The organism is Pseudomonas sp. NFACC02 (assembly GCF_900110765.1).
In the GTDB taxonomy this organism is placed as follows: Bacteria; Pseudomonadota; Gammaproteobacteria; order Pseudomonadales; family Pseudomonadaceae; genus Aquipseudomonas.
In genome coordinates this window covers 183,489-203,220 of record NZ_FOEO01000006.1, presented here as the reverse complement: position 1 = coordinate 203,220, position 19,732 = coordinate 183,489, and the positions used below count along the sequence as shown (strand labels likewise).

Below are 19,732 nucleotides of genomic sequence, written 5' to 3'. Positions count from 1 at the left end.
GAATCCAGCCTCAGGCTTAACTCGGTCTGTCGGTCGGGCCCTGACCGCGAGTGACCTGAAAACGCGTGACGCTTTTGCGCAGCCAGCCGAGGAAGCCGCTTGGATCGACGACCACCGGCTTGCTATCAAGCATTGCCGCACGCGCGTTGGCGCGGAATTTCGCCAGACCGGCCAGCGCACCGAGCAACTCGGGATGCTCTCCCAGCCAGGGCTCCAGATCAGCTTTCTCGATGCGGTAGACCATGCAATCGGTGTACGCGCAAAAACGCCCCACCGTCGGCGTGCTGTCAACGAACCCGGTTTCACCGATCAACTCGCCGGGGCCCATGCGCCCGACTTCCAGCCAGCCGTCCGGACGCGGGATCGAGACCGAGACCACACCGGATTCGATGATGTACAGCGCATCGGGCACCACGCCTTCCGCCAACACCACGTCCTTGGCCGAATAAGCGCTGAGTCGCATGTGCTGTTCGAGCTGGGCGCGATCGTCGTCGCCAAGCATGCGTAACGCCCCCACTGTATTGAGCACCGCCGACTGGCGCGTGGCAGGCCGGGACTGATCCATCCGTGTTTCGGTCGAAGCCAATTGCCGGTGAATCAGGTCAAAGAGCTGGTTGCGCACTGCGGAACAGCGATCCCGGGATTTCACGTACCCGGTGACTTCGTATTCGACGCTGCGCAGGCCCGACTTCAGCACCACGGCCGATGGCTTGGGCTGCGCCAATAACTCACGACAGCCCAGCAGCGCTTTGTCCAGCGAATCCAGCACCACGCTCGGGCGCAGACGGGTCGGCAATTCGATGGACAGGGTCACGGCATGAAAATGGTCGGGGCGACTGAAATTGACGATGCGCGTTTTCGCCGCCATGGCGTTCGGAATGACCGCCATGCTGCCTTCGGAGGTCAGCAAATGCGTGGAGCGCCAGTCGATCTCGATGACCTTGCCTTCGATGTCGTCGACTCGAATCCAGTCATCGACGCGAAACGGTTTGGTCGCATTGAGGACGATGCCTGAAAACACATCGCCCAGTGTGCTTTGCACCGCGAGGCCGAGAATGATCGCCACGGCACCCGACGTCGCCAGCAAACCCTTGACCGGCAAGTCCAGCACATAGCCGGCAGCGGCCACGGCCGCAACCAGAAAAATGATCGCGCCCATGACATCCTGCAGCAGATGGCCCTTGCCGCCGATGCGCGGCTCCATGACCACAACCGCCAACACCGTCAGGGCACGTGCCCCGAACAACCACCAGGCAATGGTCAACAGGGTGGCCAATACATGCCGGGGCACTGACCAGTCCACCGGCACCGGATACAGCGGGCTCAGGCCACCGTCGAGCAAGGCCATGCTGAAGAGCACGAACAGCACCAGACGGCATACCAGTTTGCGCCGTAGCAGTCTGGAAGGGATCCATTGCCAAAGCACCAGATCAACGACCAGCAACAGCGACGCACTGAGCAACGGATAAGCGAACCACAGGTGATCCATCGAAGCTCCCGAAAGGTCAAGCAGCCCCACGAGCTTAGCTGATTACCGCCGCACGGAAGCCTCAAAACAGCGAATCGGCGACCGGTGTGAGCCAACCCGCGCCTGTGCATACCCTGGCGTCTATTTCTGGAGGTTGAGCATGCTCCACCCGACCATTACTCCGTCTCGTTTGGCGCATGCTCGCTCACCACGTTGCAATGCGCGTTCGACGAGCGCGCAAAGGCGCTGGACGCATGAAATCGGATGCATAAAAAAGCCCCCGAAGACTCAACGTCAACGAGGGCCAAGGCACTGCGCTCACAGTTCTATTTCTGGGCGTGAACAGCCCTCAAGGCATCCCCAGCCAGTTCGGCAGAGCAAGGGATATGAACGGTACGTAAGTGACCAGCAACAGGAAAACAAGCAGGATCGACAGCCATGGCAACGCCGCACGAATGGTCTGCCCAAGGGTCAATCCGGTCACTGCGGAGGTCACGAACAGGTTCAAACCCACCGGCGGATGCACCAGTCCGATCTCCATGTTCACCACCATCACGATACCCAAGTGAATCGGATCAATACCCAGCTTCATGGCGATCGGGAAGAAGATCGGCGCAAGAATCAGGATAATCGCGGAGGGTTCCATGAAACTGCCCGCCACCAGCAATACGATGTTGACCATGATCAAAAAGCCGATTGGCGTAAGGCCTTCGGAGATGACCCAAGCTGTGATCTGCTGTGGAATCTGTTCGGTGGTCAGCACATGAGCGAAGAGCATGGCGTTGGCAATGATGAACATCAGCATGATGGTCAACCGGCCAGACTCCAGCAGGACTTTAGGGCAATCGCGCAAACTCATGTCCTTGTACACGAACAGCGCGATAAAGGCCGAGTACACCGCCGCCACTGCCGCCGCCTCGGTCGGGGTGAACATGCCGCTGTAGATACCCCCGAGGATGATCACCAGCAATAGCAAGCCCCAGAACGCCCGTTGCGCGGTGTGCAACCATTGGCGGAACGATACCCGAGGCTGGGCGGGCAATTTTTTGACCCGGGCGACGATGTAGATCACCACCATCAACGCCACGCCGAGCAAGATTCCCGGCACCACACCGGCAATGAACAACTTGCCGACCGAGGTCTCCGTTGCTGCCGCATAGACCACCATGACGATGGAGGGTGGGATCAGGATGCCCAGCGTACCGGCGTTGCAGATGATCCCGGCACCGAACTCTTTCGGATAACCGGAGCGCACCATGCCCGCCACGGCAATAGAACCCACCGCCGCAACCGTCGCCGGGGACGAGCCGGACAGCGCGGCGAACAGCATGCACGCCAGCACCGCCGCAATCGCAAGGCCGCCGCGGATATGGCCGACGCAGGCGTTGGCGAAATCGATCAAGCGCTGCGCCACGCCACCCGTGGTCATGAACGCGCCAGACAACAGAAAGAACGGAATCGCAAGAAACGTGTAACTGTCTGACGTCTCGAACAACTTGATCGCCAGCGAGCTCAAAGAGTCCGGACTGAACAGCAGGATTGAGGTAGCCCCGGCCAGCCCGAGCGAGATCGCAATGGGCACACCCAGGAACATGAATACGAAAAGTAAAAGGAACAAACAGATAACCGTCATCAGTGTTGCTCCTCACCAGGGTTGGCCAGCTTGCTCGCTTCGGCCGCTTCGTCGGCCAGACCCAGCCCGGTCTGCCGGTGGGTCCAGATGCGATAAAGGATTTCCAGGTAACGGGCAATCACCAGCGTGAAGCCTATCGGTACGATGAGCGTGATATAGGAGACTTTGATGCCAAACCGGTCCAGATCCTCGGCACCGATCCCCGCCACCCACAAAGCCGACACCCACTTGTAACTCGCCGCCAGAAACAGACCTGCGTAGGCGAGGCAACAGGCACAGGCCAGCAGGGCCAGGACACGTTGCACCGGTTTGCTGGTTTTCTTGACCAGCACATCAACACCGAGGTGTCCGGCGGTGCGCACACCGTAGGAAATCCCGAAAAAGATCAGCCAGCCGAAGAGGGCTTTGGTCAGTGCGACGCTCCAGGTCATGCTCTGGGCGTAACCCATCAAGTGATCGCCAATCCCTGCGAAAAAGTCACTGCTGACCGCCCACTGATCACTGAGGGTGTAAAACAGCGTGTAGATGTTGTTCAGCGCCACGTAGACGAATGTCACCAGCGTCATGGCAGCCAGCAGAAAGGCGATGATGCCTTCCTCCAGATACTCCCAGAGTCGCGTCAGCGATTGCATAAGAATTCTCCGAACGTATTCGAACGTAGAGGGTGACCACCCGTGCTCCGGGTGGTCACGCAGACATCACTGCCTGTGTCGATCAAGCGGCCTTGAGGATCAAGGTGCCTTGTTCGAGTCGTCGGCGGCCTTGATCAGGTCCGCGCCGATTTCGTCGGAGAACTTGTCCCAGACCGGCTTCATGACTTCACGCCATTTGGCACGCTGCTCAGGCGTGAGCGTGTCAATTTCGCTGGTTTTGGAATCGATGATTTTCTGCTTGGCGGTCTGGTTCAGCGCTTCAGCCTGTTTGTTCACTTCGACCGTCACCTGATCCATGATCTTCTGCAGCTCGTCACGCACGTCAGCCGGCAGACCGTTCCAGAACTTGGAGTTGGTGATGACCATGTAATCGATCAGGCCATGGTTGGTTTCGGTGAAGAACGGCTGTACTTCGTTGACCTTCTGGCTTTCGTAGTTCGACCAGGTGTTCTCGGTGCCGTTGACCGTGCCGGTCTGCAGCCCCTGGTACACCTCGGCGAAGCTCATCTTGCGCGGGTTGGCGTGAAGGGCAACGAACTGGGCTTCCAGCACACTGGAGGCCTGTACGCGGAATTTCAGACCGCGAGCGTCTTTAGGCTCGATCAGTTTCTTGTTCGCCGAGAGCTGCTTCAGGCCGTTGTGCCAGTAGGCCAGGCCGTGAATGCCCTTGTCGTCCATGGAGGTCAGCAGCGCCTTGCCCTGAGGGCCTTGCTGGAAGCGGTCGACAGCGGCGAGGTCATTGAACAGGAACGGGAGGTCGAAGATCTGCACTTTCTTGGTGTACTGCTCGAACTTGGCCAGCGACGGCGCAAGCATCTGCACATCCCCCAGCAACAGCGCTTCCATTTCCTTGCCGTCACCGAACAGCGAGGAGTTCGGATAGACCTCGACCTTGACCTTGTCTTTCAAGGCCGGATCGGCGGCAACCATCTTCTGGAACATCAAGGCGCCCTGGCCTTTCGGCGTGTTTTCCGCCACCACGTGAGCGAACTTGATGACGATTGGGTCTGCGCAGGCCATGCCGGCCATGGACACTGCAGCGGCGCAGAAAAGCGCCTTGGTCAGCTTCAACATCGATATCACCTTCTTATTGTTGTAGGAGCTTATTTTTGTATGAGCAGTCGGTGGTGCTTGAGCGTTGTGCCATCTAACGATGCCGAACACGATGTGTTTAGAGAATCAGCTTTTATGTAATCCAGCGTTCGGTAGAGCTGAACGCCTGTACTTCTTCGTCGATTTCTCCAACCCGCGATCTAGACGCCGTGTATCGAGAAGTTAGCACGCTAATTAGGAAGTGCCACTATTGGGCGCTTCTGAAGCGGTTCATTCCTGCTACTACAGGGAAGGTCAACCTCAGTCAAATCGGCTTCAACCGTCGGCCAAGGCTAGCAACCGCTGAGCCCGCAGCAAGACCGGCGCATCGACCATTTGTCCGTCGAGCTGAAAGGCCCCCGCCCCCTTCGCCGCCCGACTCGCGTCCACCACCCGTTGTGCCCAGGCCAGATCGTCTGCGCTGGGCGCAAGCGCGGCATGGATGATCGGGACCTGGTTCGGGTGGATGCACAGTGCGCCGCCATAGCCCATGTCGTAGGCATGTCGAATCGCCCGATGCAAGCCGTTGGGGTCGCCGATGGCCGGGTACACGCCGTCCAGCGGTGGCAACAACCCGGCACCTCGTGAATGTAATTGCACCGACATCCGCGCCTGATCGAGGAACATGTACGCAGCCGGCGTGCCGCTGTTGAGGTTCAGGTCCAGCGCCAGGTCCAGCCCGCCGAACGACAATCGCTCCACGCCGGGTGCATGGGCGATGGCTTCCAGCGCCAGCAAGCCTTTAGCGCTTTCGATGATCGGCCAGACCGGTTTGCCGGTTTGCCAGACCGCCGCCAAGTGCGCAGCGCTTTCGACTTTGGGGAGCAACACGCCGGCGACCCCGGTGTGCTGCTTACAGAACGCCAGATCCGCAGCGTGCTCGGCGTGGTCCGGGGCATTGACCCGCACCCAGACCGACGCCCGCGAATTGGCGAACAGAAACGCCGCCAGGTGATCTCGGGCCTGACGTTTGAGCGGTTCTTCAACGGCGTCCTCGAAGTCGACGATCACCGCATCGGCGCCAGCGGCCAGGGCTTTGGCGAAGCGTTCGGGTCGACTGCCGGGCACGAACAGTGCAGAGCGGACGGTGGATGGGGGCATGGGCGAAACTCCTTATCAATAAGCAGTCAATGAGCAAGCGCTGCCTGACCTGTAGGAGCTGCCGGGGTGGCGGTCCACCTTGTCCCGCGATCTGTCGCGTAGCGGCAGCAAAACCTGAGTCTGCGCAGTGTCTGACACAACCAAGGTGACTGGTTTTACTGCCGGTTTCCGGCAGATCGCGGGACAAGGTCGCGCGCCACCCCGGCAGCTCCTACAGAAGAATATGTGGGGCGCTAGACCACTCCGGCCTGCAGCATCCGCGCCTGATCCTCGGCGCTGAAACCCAACTCACCCAGAATGCTGCCGGTGTGCTGCCCCAATCCCGGCACGCCATCCATGCGCGGGGTGAATGCTGCGTTGCGTCCCGGTGGCAACAGAGCAGGCAACGGACCCGAAGGGCTTTCCACTTCGCGCCAGCTGTCGCGCGCCTTGAGCTGCGGATGATCCCAGACGCCTTGCATGTCATTCACGCGTGCGTTGGCGATCTGTGCGTCTTCAAGCCGTGCGACCACCTCGTCGACACTCAATGAGGCAAAGCCATCAACGATGATCTGACGCAGCACCTCACGGTTCTCCGAGCGCTTGAAGTTGGCCGAGAAACGCTCGTCGGTGGCCAATGCCTTGTCCAGCAGTACCTTTTCGCAGAACAGCGCCCATTCGCGCTCGTTCTGCAAGCCCAGCATGATCGTGCCGCCACCGCCCGTCGGGAACGGGCCGTAAGGGTAGATGGTCGAGTGCGAGGCGCCGGCGCGTGGCGGTTGCGGCGCGCCGTTGTACGCGTAATACATCGGATACCCCATCCACTCCACCAGGCTTTCCAGCATGCTCACGTCGATGCGGCTGCCTTCGCCGGTTTTGTCACGCAGCAGCAAGGCCGACAGGATTCCAGTGTAGGCGTACATGCCCGCGGCGATGTCGGCGATGGAGCATCCGGCCTTGGCCATTTCGTTTTCGCCGGGGCCACCAGTGACCGACAGAAAGCCGCCTTCGCTTTGAATCAGCAGGTCGTAGGCTTTCTTCTTTTCATAAGGGCCGCCTTCGCCGTAGCCGGAAATATCGCAGACGATCAGCCGTGGAAAGCGCGCATGCAGCGCCTCGAACGACAGGCCCATGCGCGCTGCGGCACCCGGCGCGAGGTTCTGCACCAGCACGTCGGCGGTACCGAGCAAGGACTCCAGAATGTCGCCCGCTTCGTCCTGCTTGAGGTCCAGGGTCAGGCTTTCCTTGGAGCGGTTGGTCCAGACGAAATGCGAGGCCAGGCCATCGACACGCTGGTCATAACCCCGGGCGAAGTCGCCGACACCGGGGCGCTCGACCTTGATCACGCGCGCGCCAAGATCCGCCAGTTGCCGTGTGCAGAACGGCGCCGCGATGGCGTGCTCCAGACTGACGACGGTGATGCCGTCCAGAGGACGGGGGTTTTGTTGAGTCATGTTGGTAAACCTCTTCACATTCCACCGTCTGATCGTGCCCACGCTCTGCGTGGGCATGCATCCCGTGACGCTCTGCGTCACTGCCCAGGACGCGGAGCGTCCGAGGGAAGCGGTCCCACGTAGAGCGTGGGCACGATCAGTGTGCTGTTAAACCAGATCAGCCAGATCCTGCGCATCGCGCAGGTGCCAGACGCGCTCGATCAAGGCTCTGCCCTGCTCCGGCGTGCGCGCGCCGGAGAACGCCAACAGGCGCTGAACCTTGTCCTCCAGCTCAGGCCGCGAAAGCGTGTTGCCCGGATCGCCTTTCGGATCATCAATTGCTGCGCTGAAGGTCTGCCCTGACGTGGTGGTCACAATCACCCGTCCCAGCCAGCGCGCCGGGTAAGCGCCATCGACTTCAGGGTCGAGCTCCATCGTCACTTTTTCACGAAAGGCCGCTACGTCCGCGTCGGTCAGCGCCAGATCGCGGAATTCGATCAACTGCGCACTGCCATGTACCGCGATCAAGCCCAGCACCGCGCCCATGGAAAACTTGGCCTGGTGCACGGTCTGCGGCACATCGACTCGCCCCAGCACATCGATCGCTCCTTGATGAACACGCGTGACGACCTTGGCGATCTGGTCATGGCGCAGATTTTCGCGCTGCATCAAATGCAACAACGCATCGGCTGCCGGATGCGTGTGACGGCATGACGCGTGAAACTTGAACGAGGTTTCCACCAGCGCCCAACGCGACCCCAGGCGGTCGGACAATTTGCCCGGATCGCTGTCGGTCGACATGCCGGCCGCCATGCCTTGATCCCCTTCGAGGATGTTGCGCGCGCCGGTCAGTCCATCCTGAGTCATGTACGCGGCGAGCAAGCCGTCCGCCGCCGCTTTGGCGGTGTGCAGCTGTTTCGAGTCGGCCGCGTCGCGCAGGAATTCCCACAAACCTGCCGCCTGGGTCCCGGCGCTGCCCAGCAGGTTGATGAACTGCTCTTTATCGAAATCAAGCAGCTTGCCCACCGCCACCGCGGCGGCAAGCGTCCCGACCGTGGCCGTGGTGTGGAAGATGCGGTAGTGCGAACGGCCCATGAACTCGCCGATGCGAATCCCGGCCTCGTAGCCGGCCACCGAAGCCAGCAGCAGGTCTTTCCCGGATTTATCCAGGTCTTGCGCGGCGGCCAGCACCGCCGAGAACACCACGGTTGCCGGGTGCAGCACGGAACTGTTGTGCAGGTCATCCTGCTCGACCAGATGCGAGGACGCCCCGTTGACCAGCGCCGCGAAGTACGCCGAGGTGCCGCGTCCATTGACCAGCATCTTCGACTTACCGCTGGCCGGCCCCATGCGCTCGGCGTACCGCTCGAAGATCGGAATCGGTCGCGCGCCCTGACTGGCGAGGCCGGAGCCGATCCAGTCCAGAAACAGGTCCTCGGTGCGGTCCAGCACGTGGCCGGGAACCTGTTCGTAGGTCAGCTCGGCGAGAAAGCCCGCCAATGCCTGGGTATGACTCATCTCGGTGTCCTCAGAAGCTGCGGGGCAGTTCGAGCAAATGCTCGGCGACGTAGGAAAGAATCAGGTTGGTGGAGATCGGTGCGACCTGGTACAGACGGGTCTCGCGGAATTTGCGCTCCACGTCGTATTCGCAGGCAAAACCGAAACCGCCGTGGGTCTGCAGGCAGGCGTTGGCCGCTTCCCACGACGCCTTGGCCGCGAGGTACTTGGCCATGTTGGCGCTGGCGCCAGCGTTCTTGCCGCCGTCGTATTCCTCGCAGGCACGCCAGCGCATCAGGTCGGCGGCTTCGATCTCGATGTGAGCCTCGGCGATCGGGAACTGCACGCCCTGGTTCTGCCCGATCGGGCGACCAAACACCACGCGGTCGCGGGCGTAGGCTGCGGATTTTTCGATGAACCAGCGACCGTCGCCGATGCACTCGGCGGCGATCAGCGTGCGCTCGGCGTTCAGGCCGTCGAGGATGTACTTGAAGCCCTTGCCCTCTTCGCCAATCAGGCTGTCGGCCGGCAGTTCGAGGTTGTCGAAGAACAGCTCGTTGGTTTCGTGGTTGACCATGTTGGCGATGGGCTGAACGGTGAGGCCTTTGCCAATGGCCTCACGCAGGTCGACCAGAAAGATCGACATGCCTTCGGATTTCTTTTTCACCTCAGCCAGCGGCGTGGTGCGTGCCAGGAGGATCATCAGGTCGGAATGCTGAATGCGCGAGATCCAGACCTTCTGGCCGTTGATCACGTATTTGTCGCCCTGCTTCACGGCGGTGGTCTTGATCTTGGTGGTGTCGGTCCCGGTGGTGGGCTCGGTGACGCCCATCGATTGCAGACGCAGTTCACCGCTGGCGAGCTTGGGCAAGTAAAAGCGCTTCTGCTCCTCGCTGCCATGCCGCAACAGGGTGAACATGTTGTACATCTGGCCGTGTACGGTGCCGGAGTTGCCACCGCAGGCGTTCACCTCTTCGAGAATGACCGACGCTTCGGCTAGGCCCAGCCCTGAGCCGCCGTATTCCTCCGGGATCATCGCCGACAGCCAGCCCGCGTCGGTGAGTGCCTTGACGAAGGCTTCGGGGAAGCCTTTTTCTTCGTCGATCTTGCGCCAGTATTCGGCCGGGAACTCGGCACACAGGGCGCGAACGCCGTCGCGGATGGCATTCAGGTCTTCGTTTTCGTATGGGTTCATCGTGCTCGCTCGCGTCTGCCAGCCGCCCGTGAATGAACGGGCGTGGCGATCTATAAGAAGAAGGGTTCAGTCGAAGCTGACTTCGGCGCTTTGCGCGACACCGGCTTCATTGCCCGCCCACAGTTGCGCCTTGCCCGGCTCGACGATGCGACCGCCGACGCGAAACACATCAGGGACGTTCAGTGGCCTGACGCCGCGATAGGCGAAGTGACGCACGCGCTTGCCCGGGTTGCCACGGATGAAGGCGCGCAGGTTGAACGTGGCGATCATCGGGCCATGAACCACCAGGCCCGGATAGCCTTCGGTCTCGGTCACGTAGGGGTAGTCGTAGTGAATGCGATGACCGTTGAAAGTCACGGCCGAGTAACGGAACAGCAGCGTAGGGGTCGGGTCGATAGTCTCGCTCCACTCACCCTGTTCTGGCGCTTCGCCGCTGGAAAGCTTGGGCGGATTCGGTTCGCGGTACACGATGTCCTGTTCTTCGCGCACGCACAGTTCACCGTGCTGCGAATAGTCGTGACGCACCGTCACGAACAGCAGTGACCCCGTGCGGCCGTGCTTTTCTTCGATGTGCAGAATGGTGGACAAACGATGGGCGTCAGCACCGACTTTCAGCGGCTGGATGAACTCCACGCGGCCTCCGGCCCACATGCGATTGCGGTTGTCAGCCGGAGGCAGAAAGCCTCCGCGCGCCGGGTGCCCGTCACCGCCCAGTTGCGCCTCGAATACCGGCTCCTGAAAAAAACACCACTGCCACAGCGGCGGTAGTGCGTCGCCATGGGCTGGCGTAGGTTCGCCAAAGGTGGCCGCAATGCGTTTGATCAGGTTGTGGCTCAAGTGGTCCTGAGCTTCCTCGGTCCGTCCAATCCAGGCACTGAAATCCACAGGCGAATCTGAAGCACTCATGGCAAGCAACCCTCCGCGTTTGTTGTTATGGACAGATCATGGGAGCTGTCCGGCATTCTGTGAATTTGCATTTCCATATACCGGCGTTCATGTATGCTGAACGCCTTCTGCAATGTCCGGACACCACCATGCACTTCGACCTGGCTGACTTGCGCCTCTTCATTCACATCGGTGAATCCCCGAGCCTGACCCAAGGCGCGCGCCGCGCCTTTCTCTCGCCCGCTGCCGCCAGCGCGCGCATCAAGGCGCTCGAGGGTCAGCTGGATACGCGGCTGCTCTATCGCGACAGCCGGGGTGTCGAACTGACCCCGGCCGGGCAGCGTCTGCTCAAGCATGCGCGGCTGATCATGAGTCAGGTGGATTACCTCAAGAGTGAGTTCACCCATTACGGGACAGACTCGGCCGGACACATCCGTATTTTTGCCAACACCACCGCCGTCACCGAATTTCTGCCTGAAGTGCTGGCAGGGTTTCTTGCCAAACGTCCGGGTGTGACGGTGGATCTTCAGGAGCGCCTCTCGCGGGACATCGTGCGCGGCGTACTCGACGGCAGCACCGACATGGGCATCATCGCCGGGCCCGTTGAAGCGGCTGGCTTGCAGGTCATCCACTTCAGCACCGATCGCCTGGTGCTGACCGTGCCGGAAGGTCATGAGCTGGCCAAACAGCAGCGTGTGACGCTCAAACAGACCCTGGCGTTTCAGCACATCGGTTTGCACGAAGGCAGTACGCTGCTGAGCTTTCTGCGCGATCACGTGGAGCGACTGGGGCAGAACCTCTCCTTACGCATCCAGGTGTCGAGCTTTGAAGCGATTTGCCGGATGGTCGAAGCGGGTGTGGGGATCGGCATCATTCCCGAATCCGCGGCGCTGCGGCACAGCAAGACCATGAAACTGGTGACGATCGAGCTGGATGAGCCCTGGGCAGTGCGCGAGCGCAGCATTCTGGTCCGGGAACTGGACGCCCTGCCGGGGGTGGTCAGGGCGTTGATTGCGGTGTTGATGCCGGGTTAGCGAACACACCGCAGACATCGAACGCCTCGTACAACTGCCTTCTCAGTGGCGCCTGGAACTCAGTCTTCGTCCGGATGCGGCGGGCAGACGCTTCAGCGCTCAGATCCATACATCGTTCTGCGCCGTCCTTTCGTTGGTGTCGTCGCCGGTATTGATCACACCCACCGGTTCAATCAGCATCAGCTTCACTTCTTGTTCGGCATAGGGTTTATGCTCCACGCCCTTTGGCACGACGTACAGTTCCCCTGTGTTGAGTTCGACGAAACCGTCACGAAAATCGATGCGCAGACAGCCCTCGATCACGATGAAGGCTTCGTCGGTGTCGGCGTGACTGTGCCACAGAAAATCCCCTTCCAGACGCGCGATTTTGAACTGGTAGTCGTTCATCTGCGCAATGACCTTGGGTTGCCATTGCTCTCTAAACAGGCTGTATTTCTGGGCGAAGTTCACAGGGTTGCGGACGGTTGACAGGGGATGCGCAGGCTTGGCGATGGACATTTGAGCGACTCCATACAGCGGGTGGGAGCCGGCAATCTAATCCGCACCCGATGGCAGCGTCTTGTACGTTATTGCACGGGTATCAGATTAGGTTCGGGTGCCAAGCATCTTCAGCCACCGGCCTGGCGGGTAGCCAAAGGTCTTCACGAAATGCCGCGTCATGTGACTTTGATCGGAAAACCCCGCCATCACCGACGCATCGCTCAGGGACACGCCCTGTGCAATCGAATGCCGCACCAGATCCAGCCTTCGCAGGGTCAGGTAGCGATGAGGGCTGGTGCCAAACAGCGCGCGGAAATCCCGCGACAGGCGCCAGCGGTCGGTGTCGCTGGCCTGTTCCAGCTGGTCGAGGCTGACGCCCTGCTCCAGGCTCGCCATCAGCAACTCCCGGGCGCGCTCGGCTGAGCTGTAGTCGACGCTTTGCCGGCCCTTGCGTACGCCCGCCGCGTCCTGCAGCGCCATGGCAATGTCGAACACCGCGTCATCCAGTTCCAGTGGATCGAGTGGGGTCTGCAGATCCTGGAGCAACGCCTGGGTCGCCTTGAGTAACCTCGGATCGCTGGAGACACCGCCCTTGATGAACGGCAGCGGTTTACCGCCCAGTACCTGCTGAATCATCGCCGGTTCCAGGTAGAACATCCGGTAGCGAAAGCCGTCTTCGGTACCCGCATGACCGTCGTGCGGCTCATCGGGGTGCAACACCATGGTCTGGCCCGGAAGGTTGTTCACCTTCTCCTTTTCGTAGTGAAAACTCTGCACGCCAGACAGGGTGTGCCCGATGGCGTAGGTGTCGTGTCGGTGCATCTCGAAACCATGACCATGGAAATACGCCTCGATCCGCTCCATCTGTGGCAACGGCTGGGCACGCACCACCCAGTCCCGCGCGCAGTGGGCGAGATGGGCCTCTCCGTTTGAATAGTTATCCATCGTGACGGCTCATGGCTGAAAGGATGCAACGCGACACAGATACCATTTAGCAACGTTATTGGGAATGTTCAGATGCATGGGCGGTCCGAAGGGCTGCTTGGGTTGATCCGGGAGCTTTCAGACGACTGACGCGTGACCCACCGGTTCTCGTGTACTGACCTTGCCATTAATGTGACACCATCGAGAATCGTTCTCAAATAAAAACAGGCGCGTGGCATCGATCCGGCACACGCAGCCAGAGCCTCCTTCATTTATGCGGACTGCCCTACCATGAATTTTCTGCGACGTCGCTTGCTTGATCGACAACTCAAACGCGCCCTGTCCCGGAATGAATGCCGACTGGACAGTGGCATCCGGGGTCTGCGCAAGGACATGGAGCTGACGCTGGAATACGGCGTGAAGCTGCACCAGATCAAGATCGACGCCCGCCAACTGAGCATCGGCGCCTATACCGATATCGTCAGCGGTTCAGAACTGCATAATGTCGCCGGCATTGGCCGCTACTGCTCGATCGCGCGAAACGTGACCATTGGTCAGCACCGCAAATCGCACCCTCTGGACTGGCTCAGTTCCCACAGTGGCCTGGTCGGGCTGCGGCAACACCAAAGCCCCGCCACGTGTGTGCACGAGGAGATCAGGCAGACCATGATCGGGCATGACGTCTGGATCGGCATGGACGTGTTGATTCTCGAAGGCATCACCATCGGCACCGGGGCCGTGATCGGCGCTCAGTCGCTGATCACCAAAGATGTCCCCCCTTACGCCATCGTGACGGGGTCGCCGGGCAAGGTGCAGCGCTACCGCTTCAATCAGGACATCATCGACGGGTTACTGGCCAGCCAATGGTGGAACCTGACCCCGCGCCAACTTGCCGAACTGCCCATCGAGGACCCTGCGGCGCTGCTCGAAACGCTGAAAGGCGTTGTCGTGCCGGACAGTCATCCGGGCAAGGTGGTGGTGCGCAACCATCCGTTTGCGGTGGATTACCACGCAGCGCAGTGACTAGCCCGACTGCTTCGCGCTGGGCGGTGCGTCGTTGGTAGCGTGTACGGCTGGCATCCTGGCATTGAGCAGCGCCTGAATCGCCTGGCTGTAGGCCTGCCGCCCCAGATTCATGCTGTTGTTGTGATTGCCGCCGGGCACCATCAGCAAGTTCTTGGGTTCCTGCGCCGCTTGAAACAAGGCCTGGCTGAAGCTCGGTGACACGAACTGATCAGCAGTGCCGTGAACGATCAAAACCGGCATGTACACCTCGGCGATTTTGTCGATGGAGTCGAATTTCTGCGACACCAGCCAGCGCACCGGCAGCGATGTCCGCTTGCTTGCCACGGACGCCGCCACGTCGGCGAGGTTGGTGAACGTCGATTCGATGATCAAGCCGCGCGCCTGTACCGGCTCCTCGCCCTTCTGCGCATCCCGCCCGAGCTCGGCGGCGAGGTCCACCGCCACTGCGCCACCGAGCGAATGTCCGTAGATCAGGCGTTTCCGGGGGTCGGGCTGCAATTGTTTCAGCCGCTCCCACGCGATACGCGCATCCTCATAAACCGAGGCTTCAGACGGCAATTGCCCCTTGCTCTCGCCAAAACCGCGGTAGTCGATGGCGAGCACGGAGAAGCCCATTGCGTGCAATTGTTCGATGCGGAAGAACTGGCCGGTCAGGTTCCAGCGCGCGCCGTGAAGATAAAGCACGGCGGGTGCGTCTTTTTTCTCCGCCGGCCACCACCAGGCGTGGATGTTCTGCGAGACGCCGAATGACGGCGCCTTGAGCTCCAGCACCTTCACGTCCGCCGGAATTCCGTGATACCAACTGGCGACGCCCGGCTCAATCATGAACACCAGCTCACGCTCCTTATGCTGCAATGCCGCGCAGCCGACCGGCAGGCCGACGACGATCAACAGCATGCACAGCCAGAAAAACCAGCGAGCCTTGAAGTGGGCCAGGGAGAGTTGCGGCATAAACGATGGGTTCCGGAGATCAGATGGGCGCTCCGGCAGTTTGCCATTCATTGCGGCGCAAGGTCACTGCCGTTTGCCGGTTGGCCTCGGCACCGCGCACTGTCTGCCAGAACACCGTAACCATTGTGGGGCTTGCCGGCTCCCACAGGTTTGAGTGAATTCGGACAGTCAGTAACCCGAACCCGACGCCTCAGCACCGCTGATGATGGCAATCCCGGAGCTGGTGCCCAGACGGGTGGCGCCGGCTTCGATCATGGCAATCGCGGTCTTGTAGTCGCGCACGCCACCGGACGCTTTGACCCCCACCGCGTCGCCGACGACCTTACGCATCAGGGCCACATCGTCGACGGTTGCGCCGCTGCGGCTGAAACCGGTGGAGGTTTTGACGAACGCCACGTTCAGCTCACGGCAGAGTTCGCAGGCGCTGGTTTTCTGTGCGTCGTCGAGCAGGCAGGTTTCCAGAATCACCTTCAGCGGCACCACACCACACGCGTGCTTCACGGCGGCGATGTCGTCACGCACCTGCTCCAGAAGACCGTCCTTCAGGGCGCCGATGTTCAGCACCATGTCGATTTCGCCCGCCCCTGCCGCAATCGCCTGCTTTGCTTCGAAGGCCTTGGTGTCGCTGAGCCCTGCGCCGAGCGGAAAGCCGACCACGGCGCAAACCTTGACCTGCGCGTCCTTGAGAAGCGATGCGGCGTAAGGCACCTGGCCGGAGTTCACGCACACCGAATAGAATCCATGCTCCTGCGCTTCACGGCACAATGTGGCGATCTGCTCGCGGGTCGCATCGGCAGCCAGCAAGGTGTGGTCGATATACTGCGCGAGTGCTGCGGGTTCGATCTTCATGTCGGTCCTTCTTCCTGTTCGGGAGCGGGTAAGAGAAGCAGTTACCAGCGACACGCTTTAAGCTGCAAGCTTGTACGCTTTATTTTATGTTGTATATATAACAGTAAATGTTATTTTTTTACCATATCCAAACGACAGCCGGAATGCCTGTGGACAGTAAAAAATCCGAACGCATCAAACTGATTCAACAAGCCCTGCAGGATCAGAAAGCCATTCACCTGCGTGAAATGGCCGACCTGCTGGACGTCTCGGAAATGACCCTGCGCCGCGACCTGGGCCGTCATCCCGACAAATTTCACCTGCTCGGCGGCCACATCACGCTGGCCTTCGATCCCTCCGATGCCAGCGACTACAAAGTCACCGAGCAAGGCACCCGCCATGTCGAAGAGAAGCGCCGCATCGGCAAGCTGGCAGCCCCTTTCATCAAACCGGGTGACACGGTGTTCTTCGACTGTGGCACGACGATCCCTTTCGTCATCGACTTCATTCCCGACGAACTGGAGTTCACCGCCGTGTGCAACTCGCTGAACGTGTTGCTCAAGCTGCAGCAAAAGCCCAACTGCACCATCGTGCTGTGCGGCGGCACGTTTCATCGCAAGAACCAGGTCTTCGAACACCACAGCGAAGCCAGCATCCTGGACGGCATTCGCCTGACCTGGGCTTTTGTCTCCGCCGCGGGTGTCAGCGACGAATTCGGGGTGACCTGCTTCAACTTCAACGAGGTCGAGGTCAAGCAGAAGGTCCTGCGACAGGCGCGTCACTGCATGCTGCTGGCCGACCACACCAAGTTCGACGCCGTGCGTACTGCGCACTTCGCCGCGCTGGAAAGCTTTCATGTGGTGGTCACCGACAAGAAACTGCCCAAGCCGTACCGCGACCTGATTCAGGGGTATGGGGCGCGGTTGGTGATGTGATTTTCTCGACAACACAGCACCCGAATACCGCCGCAGTAGGTGTAGGAGCGTGGCTTGTCCCGCGATCGGCCGAAGGCCGCAGAACCAGACGACTATGTCTATCTGCCGAACCGGGCCTAACCGCCTTTACGACGACTTCGTCGCCGATCGCGGGACAAGCCACGCTCCTACAACTGATCGCATTCCCGAGCAGCAACACCTTTCAGCGTTTCAAATCACCTTCCAGTTGCCGCACTTCCGCAGCCGACAGATACCCCGTCGTCACACTGAACGACGCACGCTCCCCCGCCGCCAGCGTTCGCACATTGCCTTTGGCTTTCTCGGCCAGGTAACCCTCAGGCTCACAGGTGGCTGGCAACACGAACGCCGCCACCTGCTGATCGGCGTTGTGCAGAATCCAGCGTGCCGCATGGTCAAACTGCCGAGGTTTGTACCGGGTATAGAACGCAGGTCCGTCGGGATGCTTGAGCAGAAAATGCGCGTTGCCGCTGGCATCCGCCTGAACGCCATCGAAGAAACAGACGATCTCCGGGTCGTACAACTCAGGCGTGTTCAAGGCCTGCAAGCGCGATGGATCTTCCGTCAGCTCGGCCATGTACGCCGACCACGCCGGGGTCGGCTTTACGTGCGCCGGGACGCTGCTGCGAACCCGCGTGCGCTCGACACCCAGCGGCTCGACGAACTGCCCGCCCTCGACGTAGGCGTAGTTCATGTGCGCCATGTACATCAGTTCCATCGGCTTGCCAGCCAGATTGCGCACGTCCATGCCGATATCGAACAGCGCCGAGCCGGCCCGCAACGTGACGCTGGGCCGGGCGCAGTAATGATCGCCAAACCCCATCACGTATTCATATTCGCCGCCGACGCGCAGAAACGCGCCGGCCGCATCCTCTCCCAGCTCAAGCCAGGCACTGTCCATCGGCGCGCAGGGCATTTCGCCGTGCAGTGGATGATCGTCCTGTGGGGTCGGGCAGCCATTGCGCAGAAGGCCGCTGTGGAACATGAAGCAGCCATAGGTGCCGATCACGGTCGCACTCGGGCGCGGCTGCTCGAACATATTGCGCATGGTCAGGTCGCAACCGTCGAACACGGCCGACCAGATCATCTGGCCCTGATACGGCAAAACCACTAGACGACCGCGATTATTTTCCAGCGCCAGCGCCTTCACACCGCTCGGGTAGGTCCACGCCCGCACACGAAAGTCCGCGGACTCCAGCAGGGTCTTCTCGACGCCGAACAGCTCAGGGTAAAGGGGGATCGTGGTGCGTTTTTCGGATGGGGTCATGATGCGGTCACCGCGCCCACAGGCGCCGTTTCAGTGCGCGGATCACGCAGGCATTTGATGGCGTAGGCCACGATGACGACAAAGCACAGCAGCGGCACGGTGTAGGCAAGTTGCATGTTGCCGTGGGTGGCATCGGACAGCAGGCCCTGAAAGATCGGCATCACGCCACCACCGACAATGCTCATGACCAGCAGCGAGCCGCCCACGCCCGTGTCTTCGCCCAGACCGTCGATGGTCAGGCCATAAATCGTCGGCCAGCACGGACCCAGGAAGATACTCACGCCCACGGCGGCGTAAACAGCGCTGATGTTCGGCACCAGGATCGTGTACGCCAGCAGCACAATGGTCAGCACGCCATAGATCGCCAGGACCTTGGCCGGGTGCATCTTGCGCATCAGCAGGTTGGCAATCATCTTGCCGACGAAGTAAGCGGCAAACGTGGTCAGCAGAAACCACGACGCGCTGCGCTCGTTCATACCGCCCATCTGCATCGCCAGGCGAATGGTAAAGCTCCATACGCCGACCTGCGCGCCCACGTACAGGAACTGCGCCAGCACACCGAAGGTAAAACGCGGGTTGCGCCACAAGCGCGACAGGCTCTGACCGATGCTGCTGGATTTGACGCTGGCCTTGACGATGCCTTTGCAGGCCGGGAATCGGGTGAAGGCGATCAGCACGAACATCAGGATCAGTACCGCAATCATCCATTTGTACGGCAGCAGGGTCGACTGGATCATTTCCAGTTGCTGGATCGCGGCATCCGAGGCGCTCATCTGCGTCAGTTGTTCGCGGGTGGCGTCGGTGTCCTTGAACATCACGAAACTGCCGACGTACACGCCCGCCATGGCGCCGAAGGGGTGGAAGGTTTGCGAGATGTTCAGGCGGCGAGTACCGGTTTCACGCGGCCCCATGAGCGTCGAATAGGTGTTGCAGGCGGTTTCCAGGAACGACAGGCCCGCGGCAATGACGAACAGTGCCATCAGGAACATGCCGTACTTGGCCATGGAAGCCGCCGGGAAGAACAGCGAGCAACCCACCATGTACAGCAGCAGGCCGATCAGGATGGTGGTCTTGTAGCTGAAACGCCGGACGACCATGGCCGCCGGAATCGCCACGAAGAAATAACCCAGGTAGAACGCCGATTGCACGAAAGCGGTCTGAAAATCGCTCAGCAGGAAGGCCTTCTTGAAATGTGCGATCAGCACGTCGTTCATGCTCGCTGCGGCCGCCCACAACGCGAAACAGCAGCACAACAGCAGAAAAGCGAACCAGGGCGTGCGGTTCAGGTAGAACCCGTCCGGTGATTGTTGGAGCGCGGGTTTTGTCATTGTTG

Annotated in this window: 18 protein-coding genes; 3 read left to right on the top strand and 15 right to left on the bottom strand. The window is 60.6% G+C overall.

Going from position 1 to position 19,732, the window contains the following annotated elements; genetic code table 11:
• Nucleotides 1-16: 16 nt before the first annotated feature.
• From BMY73_RS08290 to BMY73_RS08250, 9 genes are all read right to left on the bottom strand, one after another.
• The gene (locus BMY73_RS08290; protein ID WP_092406350.1) at nucleotides 17-1,489 is read right to left on the bottom strand and encodes a mechanosensitive ion channel domain-containing protein; all 1,473 of its coding nucleotides are present in this window, start codon (nucleotides 1,487-1,489) and stop codon (nucleotides 17-19) included.
• Nucleotides 1,490-1,817: 328 nt separating this feature from the next.
• A complete protein-coding gene (dctM, locus tag BMY73_RS08285; protein ID WP_062385803.1) occupies nucleotides 1,818-3,101 on the bottom strand; it encodes a C4-dicarboxylate TRAP transporter large permease protein DctM in 1,284 nt (427 codons plus the stop codon).
• A complete protein-coding gene (locus BMY73_RS08280) occupies nucleotides 3,101-3,733 on the bottom strand; it encodes a TRAP transporter small permease (RefSeq protein WP_092406348.1) in 633 nt (210 codons plus the stop codon). Before BMY73_RS08280 ends, dctM begins: the two co-directional genes overlap by 1 nt.
• A gap of 99 nt (nucleotides 3,734-3,832) precedes the next feature.
• Entirely contained in the window at nucleotides 3,833-4,828 is a 996-nt protein-coding gene (locus BMY73_RS08275; RefSeq protein WP_062385806.1) for a TRAP transporter substrate-binding protein, read from the bottom strand.
• A gap of 294 nt (nucleotides 4,829-5,122) precedes the next feature.
• A complete protein-coding gene (locus BMY73_RS08270; RefSeq protein WP_092406346.1) occupies nucleotides 5,123-5,947 on the bottom strand; it encodes an HpcH/HpaI aldolase/citrate lyase family protein in 825 nt (274 codons plus the stop codon).
• Between the two features lie 233 nt (nucleotides 5,948-6,180).
• On the bottom strand, nucleotides 6,181-7,380 hold the full coding sequence (locus BMY73_RS08265; protein ID WP_092406344.1) for a CaiB/BaiF CoA transferase family protein: 1,200 nt from the start codon (nucleotides 7,378-7,380) through the stop codon (nucleotides 6,181-6,183).
• 147 nt (nucleotides 7,381-7,527) lie between these two features.
• Nucleotides 7,528-8,877 (bottom strand): MmgE/PrpD family protein, encoded by a 1,350-nt coding sequence (locus BMY73_RS08260; RefSeq protein WP_092406342.1) that lies wholly within the window; start codon nucleotides 8,875-8,877, stop codon nucleotides 7,528-7,530.
• 10 nt (nucleotides 8,878-8,887) lie between these two features.
• A complete protein-coding gene (locus BMY73_RS08255) occupies nucleotides 8,888-10,051 on the bottom strand; it encodes an acyl-CoA dehydrogenase family protein (RefSeq protein ID WP_092406340.1) in 1,164 nt (387 codons plus the stop codon).
• A 66-nt stretch (nucleotides 10,052-10,117) separates the two neighbouring features.
• Complete coding sequence (locus BMY73_RS08250) at nucleotides 10,118-10,957, bottom strand: HTD2 family dehydratase (RefSeq protein WP_092406338.1); 840 nt, start codon at nucleotides 10,955-10,957, stop codon at nucleotides 10,118-10,120.
• A 128-nt stretch (nucleotides 10,958-11,085) separates the two neighbouring features.
• Between BMY73_RS08250 and BMY73_RS08245 the strand changes: the two genes are divergently transcribed.
• Nucleotides 11,086-11,970, top strand: coding sequence for a LysR family transcriptional regulator (locus BMY73_RS08245; RefSeq protein ID WP_062385818.1), 885 nt, complete (start codon nucleotides 11,086-11,088; stop codon nucleotides 11,968-11,970).
• Between the two features lie 99 nt (nucleotides 11,971-12,069).
• Here BMY73_RS08245 and BMY73_RS08240 read toward each other — a convergent pair whose 3' ends face one another.
• Nucleotides 12,070-12,468, bottom strand: coding sequence for a cupin domain-containing protein (locus BMY73_RS08240; RefSeq protein WP_092406336.1), 399 nt, complete (start codon nucleotides 12,466-12,468; stop codon nucleotides 12,070-12,072).
• Nucleotides 12,469-12,555: 87 nt separating this feature from the next.
• The gene (locus BMY73_RS08235; RefSeq protein WP_092406334.1) at nucleotides 12,556-13,395 is read right to left on the bottom strand and encodes an AraC family transcriptional regulator; all 840 of its coding nucleotides are present in this window, start codon (nucleotides 13,393-13,395) and stop codon (nucleotides 12,556-12,558) included.
• Nucleotides 13,396-13,665: 270 nt separating this feature from the next.
• Here BMY73_RS08235 and BMY73_RS08230 point away from each other — a divergent pair, with 270 nt between their 5' ends.
• Nucleotides 13,666-14,397: a CatB-related O-acetyltransferase gene (locus tag BMY73_RS08230; protein ID WP_092406332.1), complete on the top strand. Its 732-nt coding sequence runs from the start codon at nucleotides 13,666-13,668 to the stop codon at nucleotides 14,395-14,397.
• Here BMY73_RS08230 and BMY73_RS08225 read toward each other — a convergent pair whose 3' ends face one another.
• Both BMY73_RS08225 and deoC read right to left on the bottom strand, forming a co-directional pair.
• Nucleotides 14,398-15,351, bottom strand: a complete 954-nt coding sequence (locus BMY73_RS08225) for an alpha/beta hydrolase (protein ID WP_175500151.1) — start codon at nucleotides 15,349-15,351, stop codon at nucleotides 14,398-14,400.
• Between the two features lie 168 nt (nucleotides 15,352-15,519).
• Complete coding sequence (deoC, locus tag BMY73_RS08220) at nucleotides 15,520-16,200, bottom strand: deoxyribose-phosphate aldolase (protein WP_092406330.1); 681 nt, start codon at nucleotides 16,198-16,200, stop codon at nucleotides 15,520-15,522.
• Between the two features lie 143 nt (nucleotides 16,201-16,343).
• On the opposite strand from deoC, the gene deoR reads away from it, so the two are divergent.
• A complete protein-coding gene (gene deoR, locus BMY73_RS08215; protein ID WP_062385831.1) occupies nucleotides 16,344-17,114 on the top strand; it encodes a DNA-binding transcriptional repressor DeoR in 771 nt (256 codons plus the stop codon).
• A 202-nt stretch (nucleotides 17,115-17,316) separates the two neighbouring features.
• On the opposite strand, the gene BMY73_RS08210 is transcribed toward deoR, so the two are convergent.
• Complete coding sequence (locus BMY73_RS08210) at nucleotides 17,317-18,399, bottom strand: aldose 1-epimerase family protein (RefSeq protein WP_092406328.1); 1,083 nt, start codon at nucleotides 18,397-18,399, stop codon at nucleotides 17,317-17,319.
• Complete coding sequence (fucP, locus tag BMY73_RS08205) at nucleotides 18,396-19,727, bottom strand: L-fucose:H+ symporter permease (protein ID WP_092406326.1); 1,332 nt, start codon at nucleotides 19,725-19,727, stop codon at nucleotides 18,396-18,398. The genes BMY73_RS08210 and fucP overlap by 4 nt, the downstream gene beginning before the upstream one ends.
• Nucleotides 19,728-19,732 lie beyond the last annotated feature (5 nt).